Origin of the sequence: Roseburia sp. 1XD42-34 (assembly GCF_009917385.1) — a bacterium.
Taxonomy (GTDB): Bacteria; Bacillota; Bacilli; order Bacillales; family Amphibacillaceae; genus Virgibacillus.
This window is the reverse complement of the sequence record NZ_QWLJ01000044.1, coordinates 1-19,510: the sequence shown is the minus strand read 5'-3', so window position 1 is coordinate 19,510 and position 19,510 is coordinate 1. Positions and strand designations below refer to the sequence as shown.

Annotated in this window: 19 protein-coding genes; 11 read left to right on the top strand and 8 right to left on the bottom strand. The window is 37.1% G+C overall.

Annotation, left to right across the window (positions count from 1 at the left end; all coding sequences use genetic code 11):
- Nucleotides 1-153 precede the first annotated feature (153 nt).
- Together D1839_RS17435 and D1839_RS17430 are read right to left on the bottom strand one after the other, a co-directional pair.
- Nucleotides 154-837, bottom strand: a complete 684-nt coding sequence (locus D1839_RS17435) for a DUF1129 family protein (protein WP_120381091.1) — start codon at nucleotides 835-837, stop codon at nucleotides 154-156.
- Nucleotides 834-1,169, bottom strand: coding sequence for a PadR family transcriptional regulator (locus D1839_RS17430; protein ID WP_120381090.1), 336 nt, complete (start codon nucleotides 1,167-1,169; stop codon nucleotides 834-836). The genes D1839_RS17435 and D1839_RS17430 overlap by 4 nt, the downstream gene beginning before the upstream one ends.
- 311 nt (nucleotides 1,170-1,480) lie before the next feature.
- Here D1839_RS17430 and D1839_RS17425 point away from each other — a divergent pair, with 311 nt between their 5' ends.
- Nucleotides 1,481-2,293 carry a DUF368 domain-containing protein gene (locus D1839_RS17425; RefSeq protein WP_120381089.1) on the top strand — a complete coding sequence of 271 codons (813 nt, stop codon included), beginning with the start codon at nucleotides 1,481-1,483 and terminating at the stop codon, nucleotides 2,291-2,293.
- A gap of 216 nt (nucleotides 2,294-2,509) precedes the next feature.
- Nucleotides 2,510-2,830 carry a thioredoxin family protein gene (locus D1839_RS17420; RefSeq protein WP_120381088.1) on the top strand — a complete coding sequence of 107 codons (321 nt, stop codon included), beginning with the start codon at nucleotides 2,510-2,512 and terminating at the stop codon, nucleotides 2,828-2,830.
- A 488-nt stretch (nucleotides 2,831-3,318) separates the two neighbouring features.
- Here the strand turns inward: D1839_RS17420 and D1839_RS17415 are convergent, their stop codons facing one another.
- Nucleotides 3,319-3,942 carry a VOC family protein gene (locus tag D1839_RS17415; RefSeq protein WP_158589696.1) on the bottom strand — a complete coding sequence of 208 codons (624 nt, stop codon included), beginning with the start codon at nucleotides 3,940-3,942 and terminating at the stop codon, nucleotides 3,319-3,321.
- A 138-nt stretch (nucleotides 3,943-4,080) separates the two neighbouring features.
- Here D1839_RS17415 and D1839_RS17410 point away from each other — a divergent pair, with 138 nt between their 5' ends.
- The 5 genes from D1839_RS17410 (at nucleotide 4,081) to D1839_RS17390 (ending at nucleotide 9,095) form a co-directional block, all read left to right on the top strand.
- Nucleotides 4,081-4,647: a GNAT family N-acetyltransferase gene (locus tag D1839_RS17410; RefSeq protein WP_120381086.1), complete on the top strand. Its 567-nt coding sequence runs from the start codon at nucleotides 4,081-4,083 to the stop codon at nucleotides 4,645-4,647.
- 367 nt (nucleotides 4,648-5,014) lie between these two features.
- Nucleotides 5,015-5,707 carry a response regulator transcription factor gene (locus D1839_RS17405; RefSeq protein ID WP_120381085.1) on the top strand — a complete coding sequence of 231 codons (693 nt, stop codon included), beginning with the start codon at nucleotides 5,015-5,017 and terminating at the stop codon, nucleotides 5,705-5,707.
- Nucleotides 5,704-7,056, top strand: coding sequence for a sensor histidine kinase (locus D1839_RS17400; RefSeq protein ID WP_120381084.1), 1,353 nt, complete (start codon nucleotides 5,704-5,706; stop codon nucleotides 7,054-7,056). The genes D1839_RS17405 and D1839_RS17400 overlap by 4 nt, the downstream gene beginning before the upstream one ends.
- 101 nt (nucleotides 7,057-7,157) lie before the next feature.
- Nucleotides 7,158-7,760: a PepSY domain-containing protein gene (locus D1839_RS17395; RefSeq protein WP_120381083.1), complete on the top strand. Its 603-nt coding sequence runs from the start codon at nucleotides 7,158-7,160 to the stop codon at nucleotides 7,758-7,760.
- Between the two features lie 789 nt (nucleotides 7,761-8,549).
- Nucleotides 8,550-9,095 (top strand): PepSY domain-containing protein, encoded by a 546-nt coding sequence (locus D1839_RS17390; RefSeq protein ID WP_120381082.1) that lies wholly within the window; start codon nucleotides 8,550-8,552, stop codon nucleotides 9,093-9,095.
- A 440-nt stretch (nucleotides 9,096-9,535) separates the two neighbouring features.
- On the opposite strand, the gene D1839_RS17385 is transcribed toward D1839_RS17390, so the two are convergent.
- From D1839_RS17385 to D1839_RS17365, 5 genes are all read right to left on the bottom strand, one after another.
- Nucleotides 9,536-11,116 (bottom strand): bifunctional metallophosphatase/5'-nucleotidase, encoded by a 1,581-nt coding sequence (locus tag D1839_RS17385; protein WP_199690382.1) that lies wholly within the window; start codon nucleotides 11,114-11,116, stop codon nucleotides 9,536-9,538.
- A 338-nt stretch (nucleotides 11,117-11,454) separates the two neighbouring features.
- Nucleotides 11,455-12,255 carry a phosphonate ABC transporter, permease protein PhnE gene (gene phnE, locus D1839_RS17380; RefSeq protein WP_120381080.1) on the bottom strand — a complete coding sequence of 267 codons (801 nt, stop codon included), beginning with the start codon at nucleotides 12,253-12,255 and terminating at the stop codon, nucleotides 11,455-11,457.
- The gene (phnE, locus tag D1839_RS17375; protein WP_120381079.1) at nucleotides 12,255-13,070 is read right to left on the bottom strand and encodes a phosphonate ABC transporter, permease protein PhnE; all 816 of its coding nucleotides are present in this window, start codon (nucleotides 13,068-13,070) and stop codon (nucleotides 12,255-12,257) included. Before phnE (D1839_RS17375) ends, phnE (D1839_RS17380) begins: the two co-directional genes overlap by 1 nt.
- Nucleotides 13,067-13,843: a phosphonate ABC transporter ATP-binding protein gene (gene phnC / locus D1839_RS17370; RefSeq protein ID WP_120381078.1), complete on the bottom strand. Its 777-nt coding sequence runs from the start codon at nucleotides 13,841-13,843 to the stop codon at nucleotides 13,067-13,069. Before phnC ends, phnE (D1839_RS17375) begins: the two co-directional genes overlap by 4 nt.
- Before the next feature lie 152 nt (nucleotides 13,844-13,995).
- Nucleotides 13,996-14,934, bottom strand: coding sequence for a phosphate/phosphite/phosphonate ABC transporter substrate-binding protein (locus D1839_RS17365; RefSeq protein ID WP_120381077.1), 939 nt, complete (start codon nucleotides 14,932-14,934; stop codon nucleotides 13,996-13,998).
- A 735-nt stretch (nucleotides 14,935-15,669) separates the two neighbouring features.
- Between D1839_RS17365 and D1839_RS17360 the strand changes: the two genes are divergently transcribed.
- The 4 genes from D1839_RS17360 to D1839_RS17345 all read left to right on the top strand — a co-directional run bounded on the left by D1839_RS17360 (nucleotide 15,670) and on the right by D1839_RS17345 (nucleotide 19,286).
- On the top strand, nucleotides 15,670-16,563 hold the full coding sequence (locus D1839_RS17360; RefSeq protein ID WP_120381076.1) for a YegS/Rv2252/BmrU family lipid kinase: 894 nt from the start codon (nucleotides 15,670-15,672) through the stop codon (nucleotides 16,561-16,563).
- A gap of 163 nt (nucleotides 16,564-16,726) precedes the next feature.
- On the top strand, nucleotides 16,727-17,419 hold the full coding sequence (locus D1839_RS17355) for an ABC transporter ATP-binding protein (RefSeq protein WP_120381075.1): 693 nt from the start codon (nucleotides 16,727-16,729) through the stop codon (nucleotides 17,417-17,419).
- Nucleotides 17,419-18,831, top strand: coding sequence for a hypothetical protein (locus tag D1839_RS17350; protein ID WP_120381074.1), 1,413 nt, complete (start codon nucleotides 17,419-17,421; stop codon nucleotides 18,829-18,831). The genes D1839_RS17355 and D1839_RS17350 overlap by 1 nt, the downstream gene beginning before the upstream one ends.
- Nucleotides 18,828-19,286 (top strand): MarR family winged helix-turn-helix transcriptional regulator, encoded by a 459-nt coding sequence (locus tag D1839_RS17345; protein WP_286164848.1) that lies wholly within the window; start codon nucleotides 18,828-18,830, stop codon nucleotides 19,284-19,286. The genes D1839_RS17350 and D1839_RS17345 overlap by 4 nt, the downstream gene beginning before the upstream one ends.
- Nucleotides 19,287-19,510 lie beyond the last annotated feature (224 nt).

Sequence of the window (19,510 nt, the reverse complement as noted above, 5' to 3'; positions counted from 1 at the left end):
GATTAGAATAATTCTACGTGGGAGAGATAAGAGCGCCTAAGTTTAAGGTCATACCCTCCAGTATTACCGATCAGTGGGGATGTAGCGGCCCCACTGATTGAAGGTTTACTTTATGGTATTTCCCCGTGTTTAGCGAAGAACTAAGTCTTACACCTATTGTCCTTTTCTTTTTATCAAATAAGCAATAAGATATAAAATAAGGGAAAAGCCAATCAATAAAACTGTTGGAATCTGCATTACTGGTCCAAATTTTGGTGTAAGTCGCATAATAACGACAAATAATGAAATAAACACTGACACCCCGAGCCAAGCTTGGATAAATTCGATCCACTTATTGGTCTGTCTTCCGGCAAACGTGGATTGTTTTAACCACCAGAAAACCGTTTTAATAAATAGAAAAAGGATAATCAGATAACATACCAATATTACAAAGGTTGTTGCTGGATAAAATGAAGTTACCACTGTTCCAATCTGAAAAAAATAATACTTTGTCAACCCAATAACTCCATAGATAAGGCTTAAAAAACCGATTGTCTGGAAAGAAATTTGCGCTACAAACAATAAACGGGGCTTTTGTTTTTCTTTCGGAAGTTCTTGAATGAGCTCGTCGCAATACGCTTTTGGATTTGACCCAAAAATATCAATTGCATTTTTACCTTCTGACTGTGCTTGTAGTAAATGTTCTAATAGTTCCAAAAGCAGTTCCTCTGTTTGTTCTTCTGATTTATTACTAGCCGAGCGGATATAAATGAGCATGTTTTCATAATAAGCCAAATTTGCTTCATTCAAAAGTGGACGCTTCTTGTTATTTAAGTCGATTAAAGTTTTTGCATTCATACATCATACCCTCCTTGGTGAACAATATTGTCAACGGGATTTTTGATTGCCTCCCATTGTAAAAAAAATTCCCTTAACGCTTCGTGTCCGTCTTCGGTTAATTGGTAATATTTCCGTTTTGGTCCAGATTCTGATTTCCTCATTTCCCCGATAATTAAATGTTCCCTTTGTAATCGCAGCAGGATAGGATAAATGGAACCTTCACTGATGTTTTCCAGACCATATTCTTGTAATATAACGGAAATTTCATAACCGTACGCAGGTTGGTGATGAATAATGGATAAAATACATCCTTCTAAAATCCCTTTTAACATTTGACTGCGTAATGACATTTCTCTCCCTACCTTGTATAACAATATAGTGAATTTAAAATAAGCTACCTTGTTATACAAAGTAGCTTATACAAATACTTTACAATTTTTTTCTATAAAACACAAGCATTTTTTGGTATGATAATTTTATCCGTGTCTGCATGTACGAGTAATTTTAAAAATAAACTAGTAGCATACGCGGTAGGCAAAACGAATAGGTTTTTACCGGATAAATGGGAAGTAGATGGTAATACGAAAAGGTTTATAACTGCTTGCTTGCACTTACGAGTTTAGTAGAAAAATGGATGAAGTATGAAAGGTGATAAAAGAACATGGAATGGAAAAATATTTACAGAGGTATGCTAATGGGAGCAAGTGATGTGATCCCAGGTGTAAGCGGGGGAACCATCGCAGTACTGTTAGGTATATATGACCGATTAATTGCAGCGATAAATGGATTTTTAAGCAAGGATTGGAAAAAACAACTAGGTTTTTTAGTCCCATTGGGAATAGGAGTTGCAACTGCAATATTATTATTGAGCCATGCAATTGAATGGTTGTTTGCTCATTATCCAGGACCAACTCAGTTCTTTTTTTTAGGGTTAATTATTGGGATATTGCCGTATTTGTTTTATAAAGCAAATGCTAGAAAAACATTTAAAGCAAATCATATTCTGATATTAGTGATAGGGATGGTCCTCGTTGGCTCGATGTTATTTTTAAATGAAGGTGAGCCAAAAGTGATTACCGAAATGGATATGTCTACTTATTTATTGCTGTTTGGTTCAGGGATTATTGCTAGCGCTGCTATGATATTACCAGGCATTAGCGGTTCATTTTTGCTACTTATTATTGGTGTTTATCCTACGGTTATTAGTGCCGTTAGTAATTTGCGTTTAGATGTTATAGCTGTTACCGGAGTAGGTATTGTGATTGGGCTTGTATTCATGAGTAAAGTCGTTAATTTCTTTTTAACCCATTATACAACGGCTACATTAGCGATAATTATTGGGATGGTGATTGGGTCGATTTTTGTGGTCTTCCCAGGTTGGCCCGGCTCATTTAATCTAGGCTTACTGAGTATAGCGGCTTTTGCTGCTGGGCTTGCTGCTGCTTACATATTAGGAAGGGTTGAATATGTATAAAAGCTTAAGCAGATGATAAGACAAATGTGACAAGATTCGCTACAATAAAGTGAAGCTTATGAGGGGGGATAGTACCCTAAGCGTATGATTGTAAAGATCTTAAAGAATAAGTATTGAAGTAATGTTAACTTTGTTCAGATTACCTTTAAGTCTAAGCAGGAGGCTTATAAGGTACATGAGGTGCGGGAAAAATATTAGTTATGGGGGAGAAAGAGCATGGAACGTTTAACAACCGAAGCTGCTTTTCATGAAGCAATCAACAGCGATCAACCTGTTATTATTAAATTTTTTGCTGATTGGTGTCCAGATTGCAAGCGATTGGACATGTTTATTGGCGACATTGTAGATGAATTTAAACAATATCAATGGTATGAAATCAACAGCGATGAAGTAAAAGGAATTGCACAAAAATACGATGTGATGGGTATTCCAAGCATACTTATTTTTCAAAATGGCGAGAAAAAGGCACATCAGCACAGTGCTTATACGAAAACGCCGGAATCTGTGAATGAATTTCTTCATCAACAACTAGGCTAATCAAAGTGGGGCTATTGCAAATGGACAATAGCCTCTTTTTTTTAAGAGATAAAAAAGTATAATAATTTTGGCTTTGGGACACCGATATAACGGAATAGCCATGTCCGGCTTAAGCGCCCAGCCACTAGGCGACATTAGAAATGCGCCCATCGATAAGTCATCATCGGTTGTAGCTAAAAGGAAGACCGACTAAATACGGGCTTGCCGCCCGATGTCGGCAAACCCCTTGTTTTAGTGGCATGTTTCCTAAAACTTTAATTGCTTCGCTCCATTCGCTACGTTGCTAACTGGGCGTCTTGCGGCTTGGTTCTTTGCGTAGTAATAAAATGATCCTAGTTGAAGAAAGGAGCTTTTCTTTGTTCCATTATAGGAAAGTATAAGATTTTTTTGGTTTATAGTATAAGAAAAACATAGGCTTCCGCCATAAGTCTTGGCGACAAGCCAAGTTTTTCTAAAATGAATAAATAAGTAGCCGAATTTAACACGTATTAATGTAACACAAAAGATAACGTACTTTGTTCATTTAAAAGCAATTCCGTATTGGCCAACGTTAATGTGGAATCAGCTGCAAGTTTATAATAAGCAGAAATAAGGTGTATGGGTAAGTTTGCCTTTACTTGAGCAATGATTTGGCTATTTATAAATGATGTATTGTCTACTACATGATATCCTTCTCCCCACTCGATAAGGAACGGAAGCGGACGCGTCCCTTTAGGAAACAGCATTTTCCAAGACAGGTTACTACCGTCAGGCCTTTGCCGTTTTCCAGGTATAGGTCCAATAGCTGGGATGGAGGCTTGTTCGAAATACTGAATGAGTTGTTCCATATTATTAGTGCGGAATGCAAATTGTATAGGGCCTTCTTCACCTTTATGTAGCGCTTGAACGAGCTGATGGATTAGTGGATTACTCGCTTCATTCGCTATTTTCTCATTAAAGATACCAAGCCACTCTACGTAGCAATCATTAGAAAAATAAGCTAGGTGATTAAACGTCCCCCAATTTTCATGCTTTCCTCCTGAAATAGTCTGTACGTTATGTTCAAGGGAAAATTGCTTTGCTGCATCTTGAGGATCTTTGGCTGCGATAACAATATGATCTAGCGCAAGCAATGAAAACACCTCCTTTTAATGGTTGATTACAACAGTATAAACGAGTAAGTGTTAACGTTGTATTTTTTATTAGGTCATTGAAAATTCTCTATAACTAAGTATAATAGAAAAAAATATACCATGAAAGGGAGAGGGGTCGTGGATTATCCAGTACTAAAAGAATTCCCCCATGAAATTCATACCAAAAGGTTATTGATTCGTTTACCACTTCCAGGAGATGGAAAAGCTGTTCATGAAGCTATTCAATTCAGTCAATCAGAATTAAAACAATGGCTTTCCTTTGCTCAAAGAGAACAGACATTAGAAGAAACGGAAGCGAATGTTCGTGAAGCACAAATTCAGTTCCTGCAAAGAGAAGATTTGCGCTTTCAAATATTTGATAAACATACCAAAGCTTTTCTAGGCTGTACAGGATTGCATCGTATTGATTGGAAAGTTCCTAAATTTGAAATAGGATACTGGGTGGATACAAGACAGCAAGGAAAAGGAATTATTTCTGAAGCAGTAGAAGCTCTTACTAAATTTGGTTTTAAGGATTTGGGAGCGAATCGTGTAGAAATACGTTGTGATGAAGAAAATTATCGTAGTCGGGCAATTCCTGAAAAATTGGGATTTAAATTAGAAGGTGTTCATTACCATGATTCCAAGAGCGCAAACGGGATAAGCTTACGTAATACCTGTGTTTATGCTAAATTAAAAGAGTAGCAGATAATTTGGTTATTCTTTGATATGCTAAAAGAGAGAATGATCGTTATTTTCTAGGTAAAAAGGGTGGGGGCAACCATACCGTTTCTCCTGCGTATTATGTGCTTTTAAGTCTTGGATTACAGGTTTTGAAGACAATACAAGAGGTTAAAGTAGATGAAGATATTTATAACGTTTTGACTGATTTTATGACAAGACGTTGATATAGGAAGCGTTGTAAGAGGCAAGAAAAGCTAAAAAGGAATGTATCATAGTCGGAAAAAGCAGTTTTTGTTGAAAAAAGAGAAAGAGCTATGTCAAGGGCGCGAACAAGTCGCACACGGTACAAATAGCGGGGAAATTGGAATAATGAAAAGCAGGTGTAAATATGGAGCAACCACGGATATTAATTGTAGAAGATGAACAGAAATTAAGTAGGGTACTGCAATTGGAATTAGAATATGAAGATTATCAAACGGAAGCAGTATTTGATGGAAAAGAAGCGTTGGCAAAAATGGAGCAACAGAAGTGGGATTTAGTGTTGTTGGATATTATGCTACCTGAATGGAGTGGGTTAGAAGTATTGCGCAGAGTGAGAAGGTTTGACCAAACGACGCCGATCCTTTTGTTAACGGCGCGCGATCAAGTCCATGATAAAGTGAGCGGACTAGATTTAGGAGCAAATGACTATATTACGAAGCCTTTTCAGATTGAAGAACTATTAGCACGCATTCGCGTACATTTACGCAATCCGATAAAAAAGCAAACAGCGGATGAACAGGTTGGAGTTGGAGATTTAATTGTACATATTAAAAGTAGAGAAGTAACTCGAGGAGCGGAACAGATTGAATTAACGCCACGCGAGTTTGATTTATTAGTCTGCTTACTAAAAAACAAAAATATTGTCTTAACACGTGAGCAGCTGATCGAACAAGTTTGGGGCTTTGATTACTATGGAGATACGAATGTAGTCGATGTTTATATTCGCTATTTGCGGCAAAAAATAGATAAAGGCTTTGACCAACCATATATTCAAACCGTTCGCGGAGTTGGTTATACGATAAAGGATATGGAAACATGAAACTAAAAACAAAGATTCAACTATTCACAGGCATTTTTATGCTTATTCTTACTTTGATTATAAATACTGCGATTTATATGCTATTTTATAAAGTTTCTGCAGATGGAGACTTAAAAAGCTTAGCTGATCAGACGGAACGATTGGTAATAGCCATGAAAGCACAGCCAGACGTTATTTCTAACGAATTATTTCGCTCATTTGCGCCGGCTGAAGGGATGATTCGAGTAGTCGATCAAAATGGGACCATATTTATCTCTGCGCAACAATTAGCTCAGTATGATATTCCACTTAAATTTAGTTCTAATGAGTCACAAGCTATTGTGAAACAGGGGAGTGAGCCTGACGTTGCTGTTATCTCCAAACCAATTATTTGGGGAGTAGGGGAACGAGCAGGGGAAGTAGTAACACTTCAGGTTTCTACACAGTTAACGCATTTGAATAGTACAATGCGGACGTTATTTACAGTTCTTTTAATGGCTACAATTTTTATGTTAGTGCCTATTATTATCGGTGGAAATGTACTCAGTCGATTTTTATTAAATCCAATTAAATCTTTAATTCAAACGATGCGGGAGAATATGCAAGAGGCTAATTGGAAGAAGATTGATGTTCAAAATCGCTCCAAAGATGAATTGTATGAAATGGAAAAAACGTTTAATGCAATGATTGACCATTTAAAAGATAACTATGAGAAACAGGAGACATTTGTATCGGATGCTTCTCATGAACTAAAAACGCCTATTTCCATAGTGAAAAGCTATGCACAGTTATTAAAAAGGAGAGGAACGGAAAATCAACAGCTCGTTCAAGAATCGGTGGAGGCTATTGATTCCGAAGCAGATCGAATGGGAAAGCTAGTGGAACAAATGCTAGCATTAGCAAAAAATAAACATTCCGCAGCTAAGGAACGAGTGAACATTGATGATTTATTAGAAGAAACAGTAACTACTTTCCAAAAAGCATATACGAGGGAGATCATTTATAAAAAGGATGCAAGTGATGATGTTGTGCTAACAGGAAACAAGGATCAATTGGAGCAAGTATTTTATATCTTGATTGATAATGCCTTGAAATATAGTGAAGGTAAGGTGGAGGTGTGTTTAGCAAGGGAACATAAACAACTGCTTATTAAAATTCGTGATTATGGTTTAGGTATCCCTGAAGAAGAACAAGCACGCATTTTTGATCGATTTTATCGTGTGGATAAAGCAAGAAGCAGAGATACTGGCGGGACGGGTCTTGGTTTATCTATAGCTGCTGCAATTGTAAAAGAGCATCAAGGCGAAATTACAGTGCAAAGTAAGGTTGGGGAAGGCGCTGCATTTATTGTCACTTTTCCCATTGCATAAAAGTTGCTTTCCGCATGCAATCTCAGCGAATTTTAATATTACTAACAGGAGTTTTTCAGTTTAATGAATTATTCTAAAGAAAAGGTTGAAGGAGGGTGGCTATGAAAAGAAAAAAGATGGGGGTTGTAATAACCAGTGCATTAGTAGTAGCTGGAATTGGTTTTATTGTTTTTTATTTTGGAGGTACTGCTTCTAAAGCAGCTATTACGAAGGTGGAAGCAGAGAAAATTATTTCAAGCCAATACCCTGGATCGATAGAAGGCGATATTCAGAAAGAAGATAATAACGATTATTATGTTGCACGTATAGCGTATGAAGGAAAACAGTATGAAATAAAAATTCATGAAAAAACTGGGGAAGTCCTCCAATTAAACGAAGTGTCGACCGAGAACAAAGACGATCCAAATGCCTCTGTGCAAAAAGAAAATAACGCTCGAAAAGAAACTGAAAATGGGAATCAGGCTAGTGAACCAGACAAACAGCAAGAAAATAATACTGGACAAAAGGTTGTCATAAGTGAAGAAGAAGCGAAAAAGTTAGCCTTAGATGAATTTGCTGGTACCTTAGATGATTTAGAACTAGATGAAGATGATGGGCGGTTTGTTTATGAAGTGAAAATTGTCCATGGGCAGGATGAAGCGGAAATTACAATTGATGCATTTACAGGCGAAATCTTGTTTAAAGAAATAGAAAGAGAAGATTAATTTATGTTGTCAAGGCATTAGCCCGAATGAAGTATTTAAAAACGTAAAAAGATAGTTAGGAAAGAAAAACTTGTTTACAATGTGTGTTTTTCGTGAAAATGTGGTTTTATATAAGAAACGACCCATGTAATAAAGAAATCGACCACAGTCAGCTATGGTTGATGGATACCGATTCTTCTGACGGGGAATGGGTACTATCTAATTTAAATTGCCTTCATTAATCTAAAGTGGTATTCTCCCCTGCAGGTAGACAGATTAAAAACAAAAATCTGTCTACCTGCAGGGGAGTTTTTATCCCGCATCTAAGGTGCCATAAGACTCTCACTTCGAATCTTGAGTGGATGCAAAGTCTGAGTGGGGGGAACCGGCACTTAAATGTCCGATTCGTTTAGTATTTAGGTCATACCCTTGCAGTACTAACATTCGGTAATATGGAATAAAATTCCTCCTGAATGAAGTTTCATTTTATGATTATCGACTCTTTATACAAATGAAGTGAGTTTTCTAATTTGCCTGCGTGGAGGACTACATTTTAGTAATCTAACCAATATCGAGCCAGATGAATAACTAACAGGACTAAGACTCCATATATTTGCCTTGTCGCTAGTAAAGCTCTGTATTCAAGAGGAATATTCGATCTGCAATAAAAAAATTATAGTGATCTCTACACGACAATTCATTTCACCTCAACAACCCACTCTTTTCTTAGCAAATTCTAATCTTGTTCACAAGGTTCTCTTATTCCTAATGGTTATGATAAAACTAACAACAAACAAGGAGTGAGTAAGAATGAAAAAGAAATTAGGAATTATTATCGGAACAATAGCTGGTGCTGCGATTTTGGGTACAGGTGTATATTATTCTAATGCAGATGAAACAACCCCAAAGCTGGATGGAGATAAAATGAAGAGTATGGTACAAGAACAATATGATGGTCAAATCACCGAGTTTGAATTAGAGACAGATCGCAATAAAGCAGTATATGAAGTTGAAGTAATAAATAAAGATACGGAATACGACTTAGAGCTTGATGGGAACAGTGGAGAAGTGTTGAAAGAAAATAAAAAAGAAATCAACCAAACGAAAAATGAAAATAACGAAAAAGGTCAAATAGATGCAGCTAAAGAAGAATTGATCTCCATGGAAGAAGCTAAAAATATTGCTAAGAAACAATTTGATGGTAAAGTAGAGAGCGTGGAATTAGATGAAGATGATAACCAATTTGTTTATGAAATAGAGCTTAGAAATGGAAAGAAAGAAGCGGAATTCGAGATTCATGCCAAAAGCGGAAAAATTCTGAAGCAAGAAATCGAAACAGAAGATGATCAAGACTAGTACAAATGATATCTAGTTAAAGGACTTCTTTTGATAAAAGGAACAAGAAAGCGAGTTGAAGCTCGCCTGTGATCGTTACGCTTAGCGACAAAGCTTTCATATCGCTTGAAATGTTTAACCCCTAAAGAAGGTGCTGTATATCTCTCGCCCGTGTGCTAGATAAAGGCTGAGTAGTAGATAACAGCACCTAAATTTTTTATAAACCATCTATTGTATACAAATCGCTACATAATTAGTAGCATTATAGGAAAAGGGGAGTTGGAGAGGCGGGCGTGATACGCTCGCTTTTGCGTTGGCGATAGCTTTGTTCTTTAAAGGTATCTCCATCGCCAATTCATCACGCCGCAGAGGCTCGGGAGCCAAGCTCGAACCAAACTAGTTTATAAGGCTAGTTGGTTTTTAGATGCGCTTCTCTGGGATATCCGAATTGTTGAATGCGTCTATGCTTCAGCTATTATCTTGAAATTATCTGTTACAGTAGCGTCTACTGTGGGATGTTTTTCAAAATACGTTTGAATTAATTCTACCGTATCTTTTTGGATTTCTTTCACTACAGGTTTATTTTTAAACATAGAGTAATCGCCGCCTCCACTTGCTCTGTAGTTATTTAATACGACATGATAGCTCTCTTCTGTGGTAATTGGATCTCCCCGATAACATAATTTCTCCACCCTGCTTCCAATTGGCTTAGCTATATTTATCGTGTAAGTAATTCCTTCCCACATATCATAGTTATAATGCTGTGGTTTTGGTTTTTCAAAAGCTGGATTTACCACAATGTCACCATTCTCATTGAGCATGAAATAAGCAGCGCTTTTTTCTAAAGCCGCCCGAATATCTTTGCCTTGCAATTCTAAAACGACTAACGTATTCGGATACATATAATTTGCAACAACATCACGCATGGTGACGGTTTGGTTAAAACCTTTCGAATTATTATTTAACAAGGCGGTTACAGAGATATCTGCACCACTTACTTCCATTTGCACTTTTTGAATGAACTCAATAAATGGATGTTTCCGAATTCGAGCTTGAAAGGGATCGTTAATGGTCATATCTCCTTTAATATATCCGACAGGCTGATCAAGCCATTGTTGAGTGGAAGCTTCTATTTCTTTGGTTAAATTGACAATCTCTTTATCAGGAGGAGTCTGCGCTAAAGTATGCAAGCTTGCTTTCTTATCAATCATTTCCCAGCCAGCAGCACATTTTGTAAATTGAATATCGACTTTGCCGTAGAAAAAAGCATTATTTCCAGGCTGAATAACTAATACATCATTAACGATGTCTGTAAGCTGGCGATGTTGGTGTCCAGTTAATAGCACATCAACGCCTTCTATGTTACATATGGCATAACCTTGATTTTCTCCAGTTAGCGCTTCTGTAGCTTCTCCTGTATGAATATCGCGTTCAAATCCGCCATGGTAAGAAACAATCAGTAAATCAGGCTGCTCCTTTTTATGAATAGAAGGAACCCATGTTTTTACTGTCTCATATGCATCTCTAAAGTGAATGCCTGCAATATGTTCTGGAGATTCCCAATTTGGTATGTAATGCGTGGTAACACCTAAAATGGCAATTTTAATTCCATTCTGCAGCTTCTTGATAATATATGGAGGCCCATATTTTGGTTCGTTTGTTTCTGCGTCCAAAACATTGGCAGCGAGCCAAGGAAAATTGGATTGGTCCATTGCCGCTCGCAGAATAGGTTGACCAAAATTAAATTCATGGTTACCAATTACAGAGGCGTCAATGTTAATTTTGTTCATGGCTTGAATCATCGGGTTCGCTTTGTGAGCATGTTCTTTCACATAATGTGTCATTAAAGGAGTCCCTTGAATAAGGTCTCCATTATCAATGATGATGAGGTGATCGTGCGTATTACGAATTTGTTTAACAGCCGTTGCATATCGCGCTAGTCCATTTGCAGACGTTTCATTTGTACCATAATTAAGTGGCATAATATGACCGTGAATATCACTTGTATAAACGAGACTTACGTTGACAGGCTTGTTGTTCAAGGGTAACATCCTTTCTATGTCTTATAGGAGAAAATAACGTTTATTAAGGTTTATAGGATAAGAAAAAATAAAGCTTTCATCTTTCAAAGATAAAAAAGTATAAAATGAGGCTAGTGGATATGGAAATACCCAAATAGCCATGTTCTACGCATGACGCGCTAACAACTAGGCGACTTCACTCCATTGCCCTACGATAAGTCATCATCGGTTCGTGCCTCACCATGATTCCTAAAACTCTAGTTGCTTCGTTCCAGTCGCTACGTTGCTAAACGGGCGCTCTGCGCCTTTATTCCATAGAAATAGTCCCACAAGAAATCTGTGGGACTGTATGGAAATGACTATACAATTTTCCGACGAATCCGCGCAGAAAGAAAGTCAATTATGGTAACAACAATAATAATTGCTAATAGAATTAAACCCATTTCATTCCAATTTCTGTTGCTGGAAGCAAAAATAATCATGGTTCCGATACCACCTGCTCCGACGATACCCAAAATAGATGAAGCTCTAATATCGACTTCGAAACGATAGATGGCGTAGGATAGGAATTCCGGAATGATTTGTGGCATAACCCCATAAAAAAGGATTTGAATTTTATTAGCTCCATTAGCTTCCATTGCTTCAATTACTTTCATATCAATTGCTTCAATAACTTCTGAGTAAAGTTTCCCAAGCATACCGGTTGAACCAATAGCGATTGCCAGGACTCCAGCAAATGCATTCGGTCCAACTGCTACAACGAATAAGATCGCCAGAATAATGTCAGGAAAAGCACGTACTGCAGACAAGATCCATTTTCCGACAGCAGTTAATATTTTGCTTCTTGTCATGTTTTGAGCAGCTAGAAAACCAAGTGGGACAGCTAAAATAGCTGCCATTAAGGAACCTGCAAAAGCAATGAGTACTGTTTCCCAAATTTTTAAAGCTACTTCGCTTGTGGCAGTCCAATCTGGATTGAATAATTTTGGAACGACGCGGTCGAAGTTGTTTGCCATTCTCTCAAAAGCTCTACCCCAATCAATTTCAATACCAAGAAATGTCCAAATATAAATAGCTGCGACTGCTAAAAGAATTAAAATCCGTTTTACTTTTTTAGAGGTGGATTTAGGTTGTTTAGGAGGTAAAGAATAAGTAGACATTAGATTAGAGCCTCCCTTAGTTTGTTACTTATAAATTCAATCACAATGACTACAATAAAGATCAAAATAATAATCGCCATCGCGTTTGGATAATTATAAAAACCTAACTGCTGATCGAGAACTAACCCAATACCTCCGGCCCCCACTAAACCTAAAACGACAGAAGCTCGGATGTTAATTTCAAATACGTAGAGCACAAAGGAAGTGAATTGTGGTAAGACTTGCGGAATGAGTCCAAAATAAATGACTTGAAAAATATTCCCGCCTGAAGCACGCATTGCTTCCAATGGGTTCATATCGACTGCCTCAATTGTTTCACTAATTAATTTAGCCAAAATCCCTAACGAAAAAATAAATAACGCTAAAATACCTGGTAAAAGACCGACACCAAATAAGCCAACAAATATAACAGCAAGTACTAAGTCTGGAATCGTACGCAAGGTATTTAATAACGTTCTCGTAAACAAATATAGTGGTTTAAATGTGGTTATATTTTGGGCTGATAATAAAGCTAAAGGAACTGTCAATATGGCTGCCAGCGTAGTAGCAATAACCGCCATTTGAATAGTTTGCGCCATTGCTTCCCAAACCTTTGGGATAACTTCCAAGTTCGGAGGGAAGAATTTTTCGATAACAGTATACATATTGCCTAGAGCATCACCAAATCCTCCGACCATTTCCCGCTGTGTCCAAACCATACTGAATAAATAAAAACCGAGCACAACAAAGAAAATAATGGTAATTTGCAGTTTTGTCTTTGTCGGATAAATGGAAGGCGTTTTTCTTAAAGCTTCCGGCTTTGTTTGTTTGGTCACGATTCTTTCGCCCCCCCACGTAAGTCATCCTCACGTATGGCACGTCCGTAAATTTCTTCGAATGTTTTTTCTGTCACATTGGAAGCAGGACCATCAAATACGATTTCTCCTGCACGCATACCGATAATGCGATCTGCATATTCCATAGCCATATCAATAAAGTGAAGGTTCACGATGGTTGTAATATTGTGTTCTTTATTGATTTTCTTTAAATACGTCATTACTTGATGAGAAGTAGGTGGGTCTAAAGAAGCTACAGGCTCGTCCGCTAAAATATATTTCGGCTGCTGTGTAAGTACACGGGCAATGCTAACTCGCTGTTGTTGTCCACCACTTAGTTCATCTGCACGGTTATATATTTTCTCCCCAATGTTAACACGTTGTAAACTTTCATAGGCTAAGCCAATGTCTTCTTTTTTATATAAGTTTAAGATGGATCGCAATGTTCCTGTATGTCCTAAACGTCCAGCTAACACATTCTTAAGGACATTAGTACGGTTAACTAAGTTATAATTTTGAAAAATCATTCCGATTTTAGTTCGGAGTTTTCTTAAATCACTGCCTCTATAATCAAGAATATTTTCATTGTCTACCGATAAACTGCCGCTCGTAGGTGTAACAAGTCGATTAATACTACGAATAAGTGTTGACTTTCCGGCACCAGAGAGACCTACGATCACGACAAATTCCCCATCATTAATCGTTACATTAATGTTTTTTAAACCTTCCGTTCCATTTGGGTATATGAGCCCAACATCTTTAAATTCAATCATTTTATGTATTGCCCCCATCTTAGAAATAGATTGCTTTAAACGTGGAAAAAAAGGGAGAGTATGAATCTCCCCTTTCAAAAGTAGGAAAATGGCGCAACATTTTTTTAAAATTTTTTTAACTATGCCTTAAGCCAATCTTAATGTATGATAACTTATAGTTCAATATCATCTTTGAATTTTTGATAGGTTTCTTTAACAATCTCATATTCTTCATCTGAAGCTTCGTCAATAGAATCCCAATTATATACTTCATTCATAATTTTAATCATTTCTTCATCGTCATTAAAGGATAGGAAGGCTTCTTTAATTTTTGTTACTAATTCTTTATCCAATTCTTTTGTTACAGAAATCGTATCATTGGGAATTTCATCTGTATATTCAATGACTTTTAATTTATCCATTACATCTGGATATTCTTTTTCCAGCTCTGTACGAACATCATCAAAAGTGGTTGCTACATCAGCATCTCCTTCATATACAGAAATAGCTGCATTATCGTGTCCGCCTGCTGCAATCGTGTTGCTGAAGAAATCAGTTTCTAATTCTGTACCAGAGTCATAGCCAAATTCTTGCATCATTTGATATGCAGGGAAAAGGTAACCAGAGGTAGAGCCTTTATCTGCATACGTCCACACTTTACCTTCTAAATCTTTTAAAGATTCAATACCGGAATCTGCCCGTACGACGTATTGTGCTTTGTATGTACCAGAACCATGGCGAACAGATTTTAGAATAACGTTTACATCATATTGCTCGTTTGCAAGTACATAACCAAAAGCAGGGATAAATCCAATCTGTACTTGATTCGACCCCATTGCTTCTACAAGTGCATTATAGTTGGTCATAACCTTACCTTCGACGTTGATTCCTAACTCTTCACTTAAGCGATCTGCTAATGGTTTTACTGTATCTGCGATGGTGTCAGAATCCTGGGAAGGAACAAAGCCCATAACTAACGTATCTGGTGTCTTTCCTTTTTCACCACTATCGCCACTTGTTTTGTCTTTCCCTTCAGAATCATCCGACCCGCCACAGGCAGCAAGCACAACTGCTAAGACAAGGACGATAAAAAGGCTGTACCACTTCTTCATTTTGACCCTCCTAAAAAATATCCATAAATTTAAAATAGCTTACATATTTATTAAATACTATTTGTGTGAAAATATCTAGATGAAATTTATATTATTTACGTTAATTTAATAAAAAATAGGTTTATTTCTTAAAGAAGTTTTTTAAAGATAAGAAAGCATAAAATTTGTTACTTTTGGATACCGATAAAACGGAATAGCCACGTCCGGCTCCATCGCTCAGCAACTAGGCAATTTCACGAATCGCCCTACGATAAGTCATCATTGGTTCGTGCCTCACCGTGCTTCCTAAAACTTTAGTTGATTCAATCCAGTCGCTACGTTGCTAACCGGGCGCTCTGCGCCTTTGTTCGGTGCTTCTTAAAGATTGAATGAAAGGAAAAAGATGTGAATTTTTAGTAGAATCCTATAAATGGTGGATGTTTTACCTGTATGGTTCCTTTTTAGGTGCAGTAACGTTTTTTAATGAACTGGTAGGGGAATACTAGTACAGAAGTATCCATATCATTTGTGGCATTAGGGGAACATTTAGTTGGGTAGATGTATGTTTATAGTAATTGGGCAGTGCATCCGAAATACTCTCATCATAAACGCCCCTGTAGTCAGACCCAAGGTTAAGAAGCACACATAACCTTACACGTTCCTATATAGTCATTAGTTTTTCATAACGAGTATAAATCTTGAGTCAGATTTTATTATAAACATGGAAAATCACACGAAACGAATGGAGGAAGTTGTATGAGTAAGTACGATGAAGCGTTGTTTCTATATAATGGTAATGCTGAATACGAGGAGATGCAAGGGAAATTAATGTATGCAATTCCAAAATTATCTTTAGCCATTAAACAATTGCACATTGTTCAAACGGAATCCATTGAAGATGTCAAAGATGTCTGTGTACGCTATGCTTCAAAAGTAGATTTGCTGCTTATATTAGGTGGAGATGGAACAGTTCATGCTTGTATCAATGCTATTTCTCCATTAAAAGAACGGCCCATTGTCGGAATATTGCCCGGAGGGACATGTAATGATTTTAGCAGAGTACTAAATATACCTCAGCAACTAGAGAAAGCTGCCTCTGCAATTGTAGAGGGACATGTTGTTGATATAGATGTAGGGAAAGCGGATGATAGATATTTTCTTAACTTTTGGGGAATCGGATTAATTGCGGAAACCTCGCAAAATATTGATCCCATCCAAAAGAAGTACCTCGGTGTCCTCAGTTATTTTATGAGCACTTTAAAAACCATTACGCAAGCAAAAAGCTTTTCTTATGTAATAACAACCGATGAGCAAACTGTCCAAGGCGAAGCAGTAATGATAGTTGTGTTAAACGGAAGATACTTAGGTACGCAAGAGCTTCCAATTTCAAGATTACAGCCTGATGACGGGAAATTAGACGTGCTAATTGTAAAAAATTCAAATCTTGCTTTCTTTCGCGAGTTATTTTCTATGAACGACCCAGATACAAAGCTTAAGGAGCTTAATGAATTGATGTATATACAAACAGGTCGTTTACGTGTAACGACAGATGATCGAAAGGAAGCCGACATGGATGGAGAAATTGTTACGGGTACGCCGACTGAAGTGGAGTTGCTCCCAAAGCATTTACAAATGATACGAGCAAAGTAATCTGTCACATAAGAAAGATCCTTACTGCACCCCGAAAGGTAGATCTCGCTCTATTTTTTGAGGTGCGTCATATTTTCAATAAAGAAAATGGTACTTTTTGAATCCTTTTGCCGCCCATTTCCGTACAATGAAATTAGGAAGTGCTGTAAAGGGAGGATTTCTGTTGAAAACGTTAGAAGTTGTTGAACTTTCGGTAGAGTTGGATCAAAAAGTGCTGATTGACCACGCCTCATTTACGCTAGACGAGGGAACAATAACTGCATTGGTGGGGCATAATGGTGCAGGAAAGTCAACGTTATTGAAAGCGATCGTTGGCATGATTCAAAAGGAACAAGGGAAAATTATTATTAATGAAATGTTTCATCAAGATGAAGATCTTCTAACATTTAAACTCTTGCTCTCTTATTTGCCGGAAGAACCGATGCTGCTGACAGAATTAACTGTGATGCAACATTTCCAGCTCTATGGGATGAGTTATGAACTGGCTACAAACGAATTAAATCAACGGATTGAAAGGATGGTAAAAGGATTTGAACTGACAGATAAGCTGGATGAATATCCCGAATCATTGTCAAAAGGAATGAGGCAAAAAGTGCAAACCATATGTGCATTACTTCCTGACACTCCGTTATTACTTATTGATGAACCCTTTATGGGCCTTGATATTTATGCGATTGATTATTTTGAACAATTAATGAAGGAAAAAATAGCTAGCGGGACGACGGTTCTTGTCACAACACATCAGCTCGATCGTATGAAGGGAATGGCAGATAACTATATTATGCTGCAACAAGGTAAAATACATAGCCAAGGTCCGATTGACCAATTTGTTACGATCGATAGGAGAACGAAATAATGATACGTCGCCCATCCTTGTTAAAGAGTTACTTTTTCATAAGAATCAATCGCTTCAAAAAGAAGCGGAAATTAAACAAGATGGCTTCCCAATTGATTTTTGATAAAACAACCTCTATTTATCTTGGTCTTTTACTCGCTTATACGTTTGCTAGTATATTTATTTTTAGTGATACAATGAAGTTGTATGGTAATTATTTTTCTTTTTTAGAACAGCATTCAGAAGAAGTGCTAGGTTTCTTGGCTGTTGCTTTACCGGTTCGTTATATATTCAACTCATTTCGAGAACCAGGCGTCTTATATTCTACCGCTGAGTATCAATTAACCTTACTGCCATACAGGAGAGGTAATGTTTGGTTTTTGACATTAATGGAAAGATGGTTGAAGAAGCTGCTTATTTATAGCTTAATCGGAGCTATCGCAGCTCTGTTAACACCATTTCGTTCACAACTTGTATTTACCTTTGTAGTTGTCTTTATCCTTTTTGATATTATCATGGCTATTCCACAGTGGAAGCTATTTCAGCAACGCTTCATTGTAAAAATAGGTGTGTTTTTCTTAGCTTTAGCTGCAATCGGTCTGGTTAGTCTTGTGCAGGAAGCTAGATTAATAGCAGCACTCATTGTTGCTTGTATTGGCTTTGTTAACTTGTTTCTTCTTCCGCGTTTGTTTGCACAAATCAATTGGTCTAAAGTAACGGAGATTAATGACTACACTATATGGCGTATGCCATTAATGGCTTTCGCTTCGAAAACAAAGGTTAAACGTCCGAAAAGGTATGCTATGTTTCAAAATAGCAAGCACAATAAGAAGCCATTTACAACAAATGCCCAAATATATGATCGGATATGGAAGTTGTATTTTGTAAAGCAACATGCGTTGATTTTTCAGTTGCTTGGAACGTTACTTCTACTAGTTACGGCCCTTCTATTTATGCCTGAATGGTTATTTTCTGTTGGTGCAGCTGTGATGGTATACGTTTATACATCGATTACAGCTAGTTTTTATACAGATCGTTTTAGTAATGATATGATTGAGATATTACCTTGGTCGCTGAAACTTTATACCAGTCATTTTTTAAAATTTACACGGATAGGTATGTTGCTCTTATTTCTCCCAGTCGTCATTTTTTATTTTATGAATCCAAGCTGGTGGATACCGCTCCATATTTTGTTGTTTTGGACGGCTTATCGTTTGGTAAGAGAAATGAAGATGATGAAGGCAATACAGTGGATAACAAGAAAAAAGGCTTCTTTACAACTGGAAGAGACAGTGGGAACGATCGCTATTATATGTTTAGCTCTTAGTGGGATCTATCCTTTTCTGACGATAAGTTCACTCGTACTTTGGTTTATTTTGTATAGACGAAACAGCAAAACGTCATTATTTTATGATAAGGAGAGAGTAACTTGACAAAAGATCGTTCGTTAAAGGAAAAGCAAAACAATAGCTCGCTTAAATTATTTGTTGTATTATCGAAAGCTTATCGCAGTTTAATGGAACAAGTGGAGAATGACATTCAGCAACGAGGCTTGAATTTAACGGATTTTGCAGTTATGGAGCTGCTTTATCATAAAGGACCTCATCCATTAAAAGCGATAGGTGAAAAAATATTATTAACAAGTGGAAGTATTACGTATGTTGTAAACAAATTAGAAAACAGGCGTTATATTACACGTATACCAAATCAGAATGATCGTCGGGTTACTTTCGCAGAAATTACGGAAAAAGGGGAGAAGTTATTAGAGCATATTTTCCCTGGTCATTGGTCGCGAATTGAAGAGATTACAAGTGGTTTAGATGAGGTTGAAAAACAAATCGCAATTGATTTGTTGCGAAAACTCGGCACAGCAAATCAGGTGAAATAAAGGAAAGTATTTTATAATGGAAGTATTCTCTATTGGGCGCATTTCCTATGTAGTTTGTAACGTAAATCAAAAAAGGAGGAATGGAGGATGAACCCGTAAGAGGACAGTATTTGTGGTCTTTCTAATAAGGGTTCTATGTCAAATGTGGGGGTGGAGTGAGATGGAATCTCACCTACCCAACATGACTTCCAATTTTTTTATACTTATGTAAAAGAAGAATTCTT

Bases quoted from the DNA above. Each gene is read 5' to 3' on its own strand.
- phnE (WP_120381080.1), bottom strand. From the start codon at position 12,255: ATGTCTACTTATTCTTTACCTCCTAAACAACCTAAATCCACCTCTAAA.
- D1839_RS17435 (WP_120381091.1), bottom strand. From the start codon at position 837: ATGAATGCAAAAACTTTAATCGACTTAAATAACAAGAAGCGTCCACTT.
- D1839_RS17365 (WP_120381077.1), bottom strand. From the start codon at position 14,934: ATGAAGAAGTGGTACAGCCTTTTTATCGTCCTTGTCTTAGCAGTTGTG.
- D1839_RS17420 (WP_120381088.1), top strand. From the start codon at position 2,510: ATGGAACGTTTAACAACCGAAGCTGCTTTTCATGAAGCAATCAACAGC.
- D1839_RS17405 (WP_120381085.1), top strand. From the start codon at position 5,015: ATGGAGCAACCACGGATATTAATTGTAGAAGATGAACAGAAATTAAGT.
- D1839_RS17400 (WP_120381084.1), top strand. From the start codon at position 5,704: ATGAAACTAAAAACAAAGATTCAACTATTCACAGGCATTTTTATGCTT.
- D1839_RS17395 (WP_120381083.1), top strand. From the start codon at position 7,158: ATGAAAAGAAAAAAGATGGGGGTTGTAATAACCAGTGCATTAGTAGTA.
- phnC (WP_120381078.1), bottom strand. From the start codon at position 13,843: ATGATTGAATTTAAAGATGTTGGGCTCATATACCCAAATGGAACGGAA.
- D1839_RS17360 (WP_120381076.1), top strand. From the start codon at position 15,670: ATGAGTAAGTACGATGAAGCGTTGTTTCTATATAATGGTAATGCTGAA.
- D1839_RS17430 (WP_120381090.1), bottom strand. From the start codon at position 1,169: ATGTCATTACGCAGTCAAATGTTAAAAGGGATTTTAGAAGGATGTATT.
- D1839_RS17350 (WP_120381074.1), top strand. From the start codon at position 17,419: ATGATACGTCGCCCATCCTTGTTAAAGAGTTACTTTTTCATAAGAATC.
- D1839_RS17390 (WP_120381082.1), top strand. From the start codon at position 8,550: ATGAAAAAGAAATTAGGAATTATTATCGGAACAATAGCTGGTGCTGCG.
- D1839_RS17425 (WP_120381089.1), top strand. From the start codon at position 1,481: ATGGAATGGAAAAATATTTACAGAGGTATGCTAATGGGAGCAAGTGAT.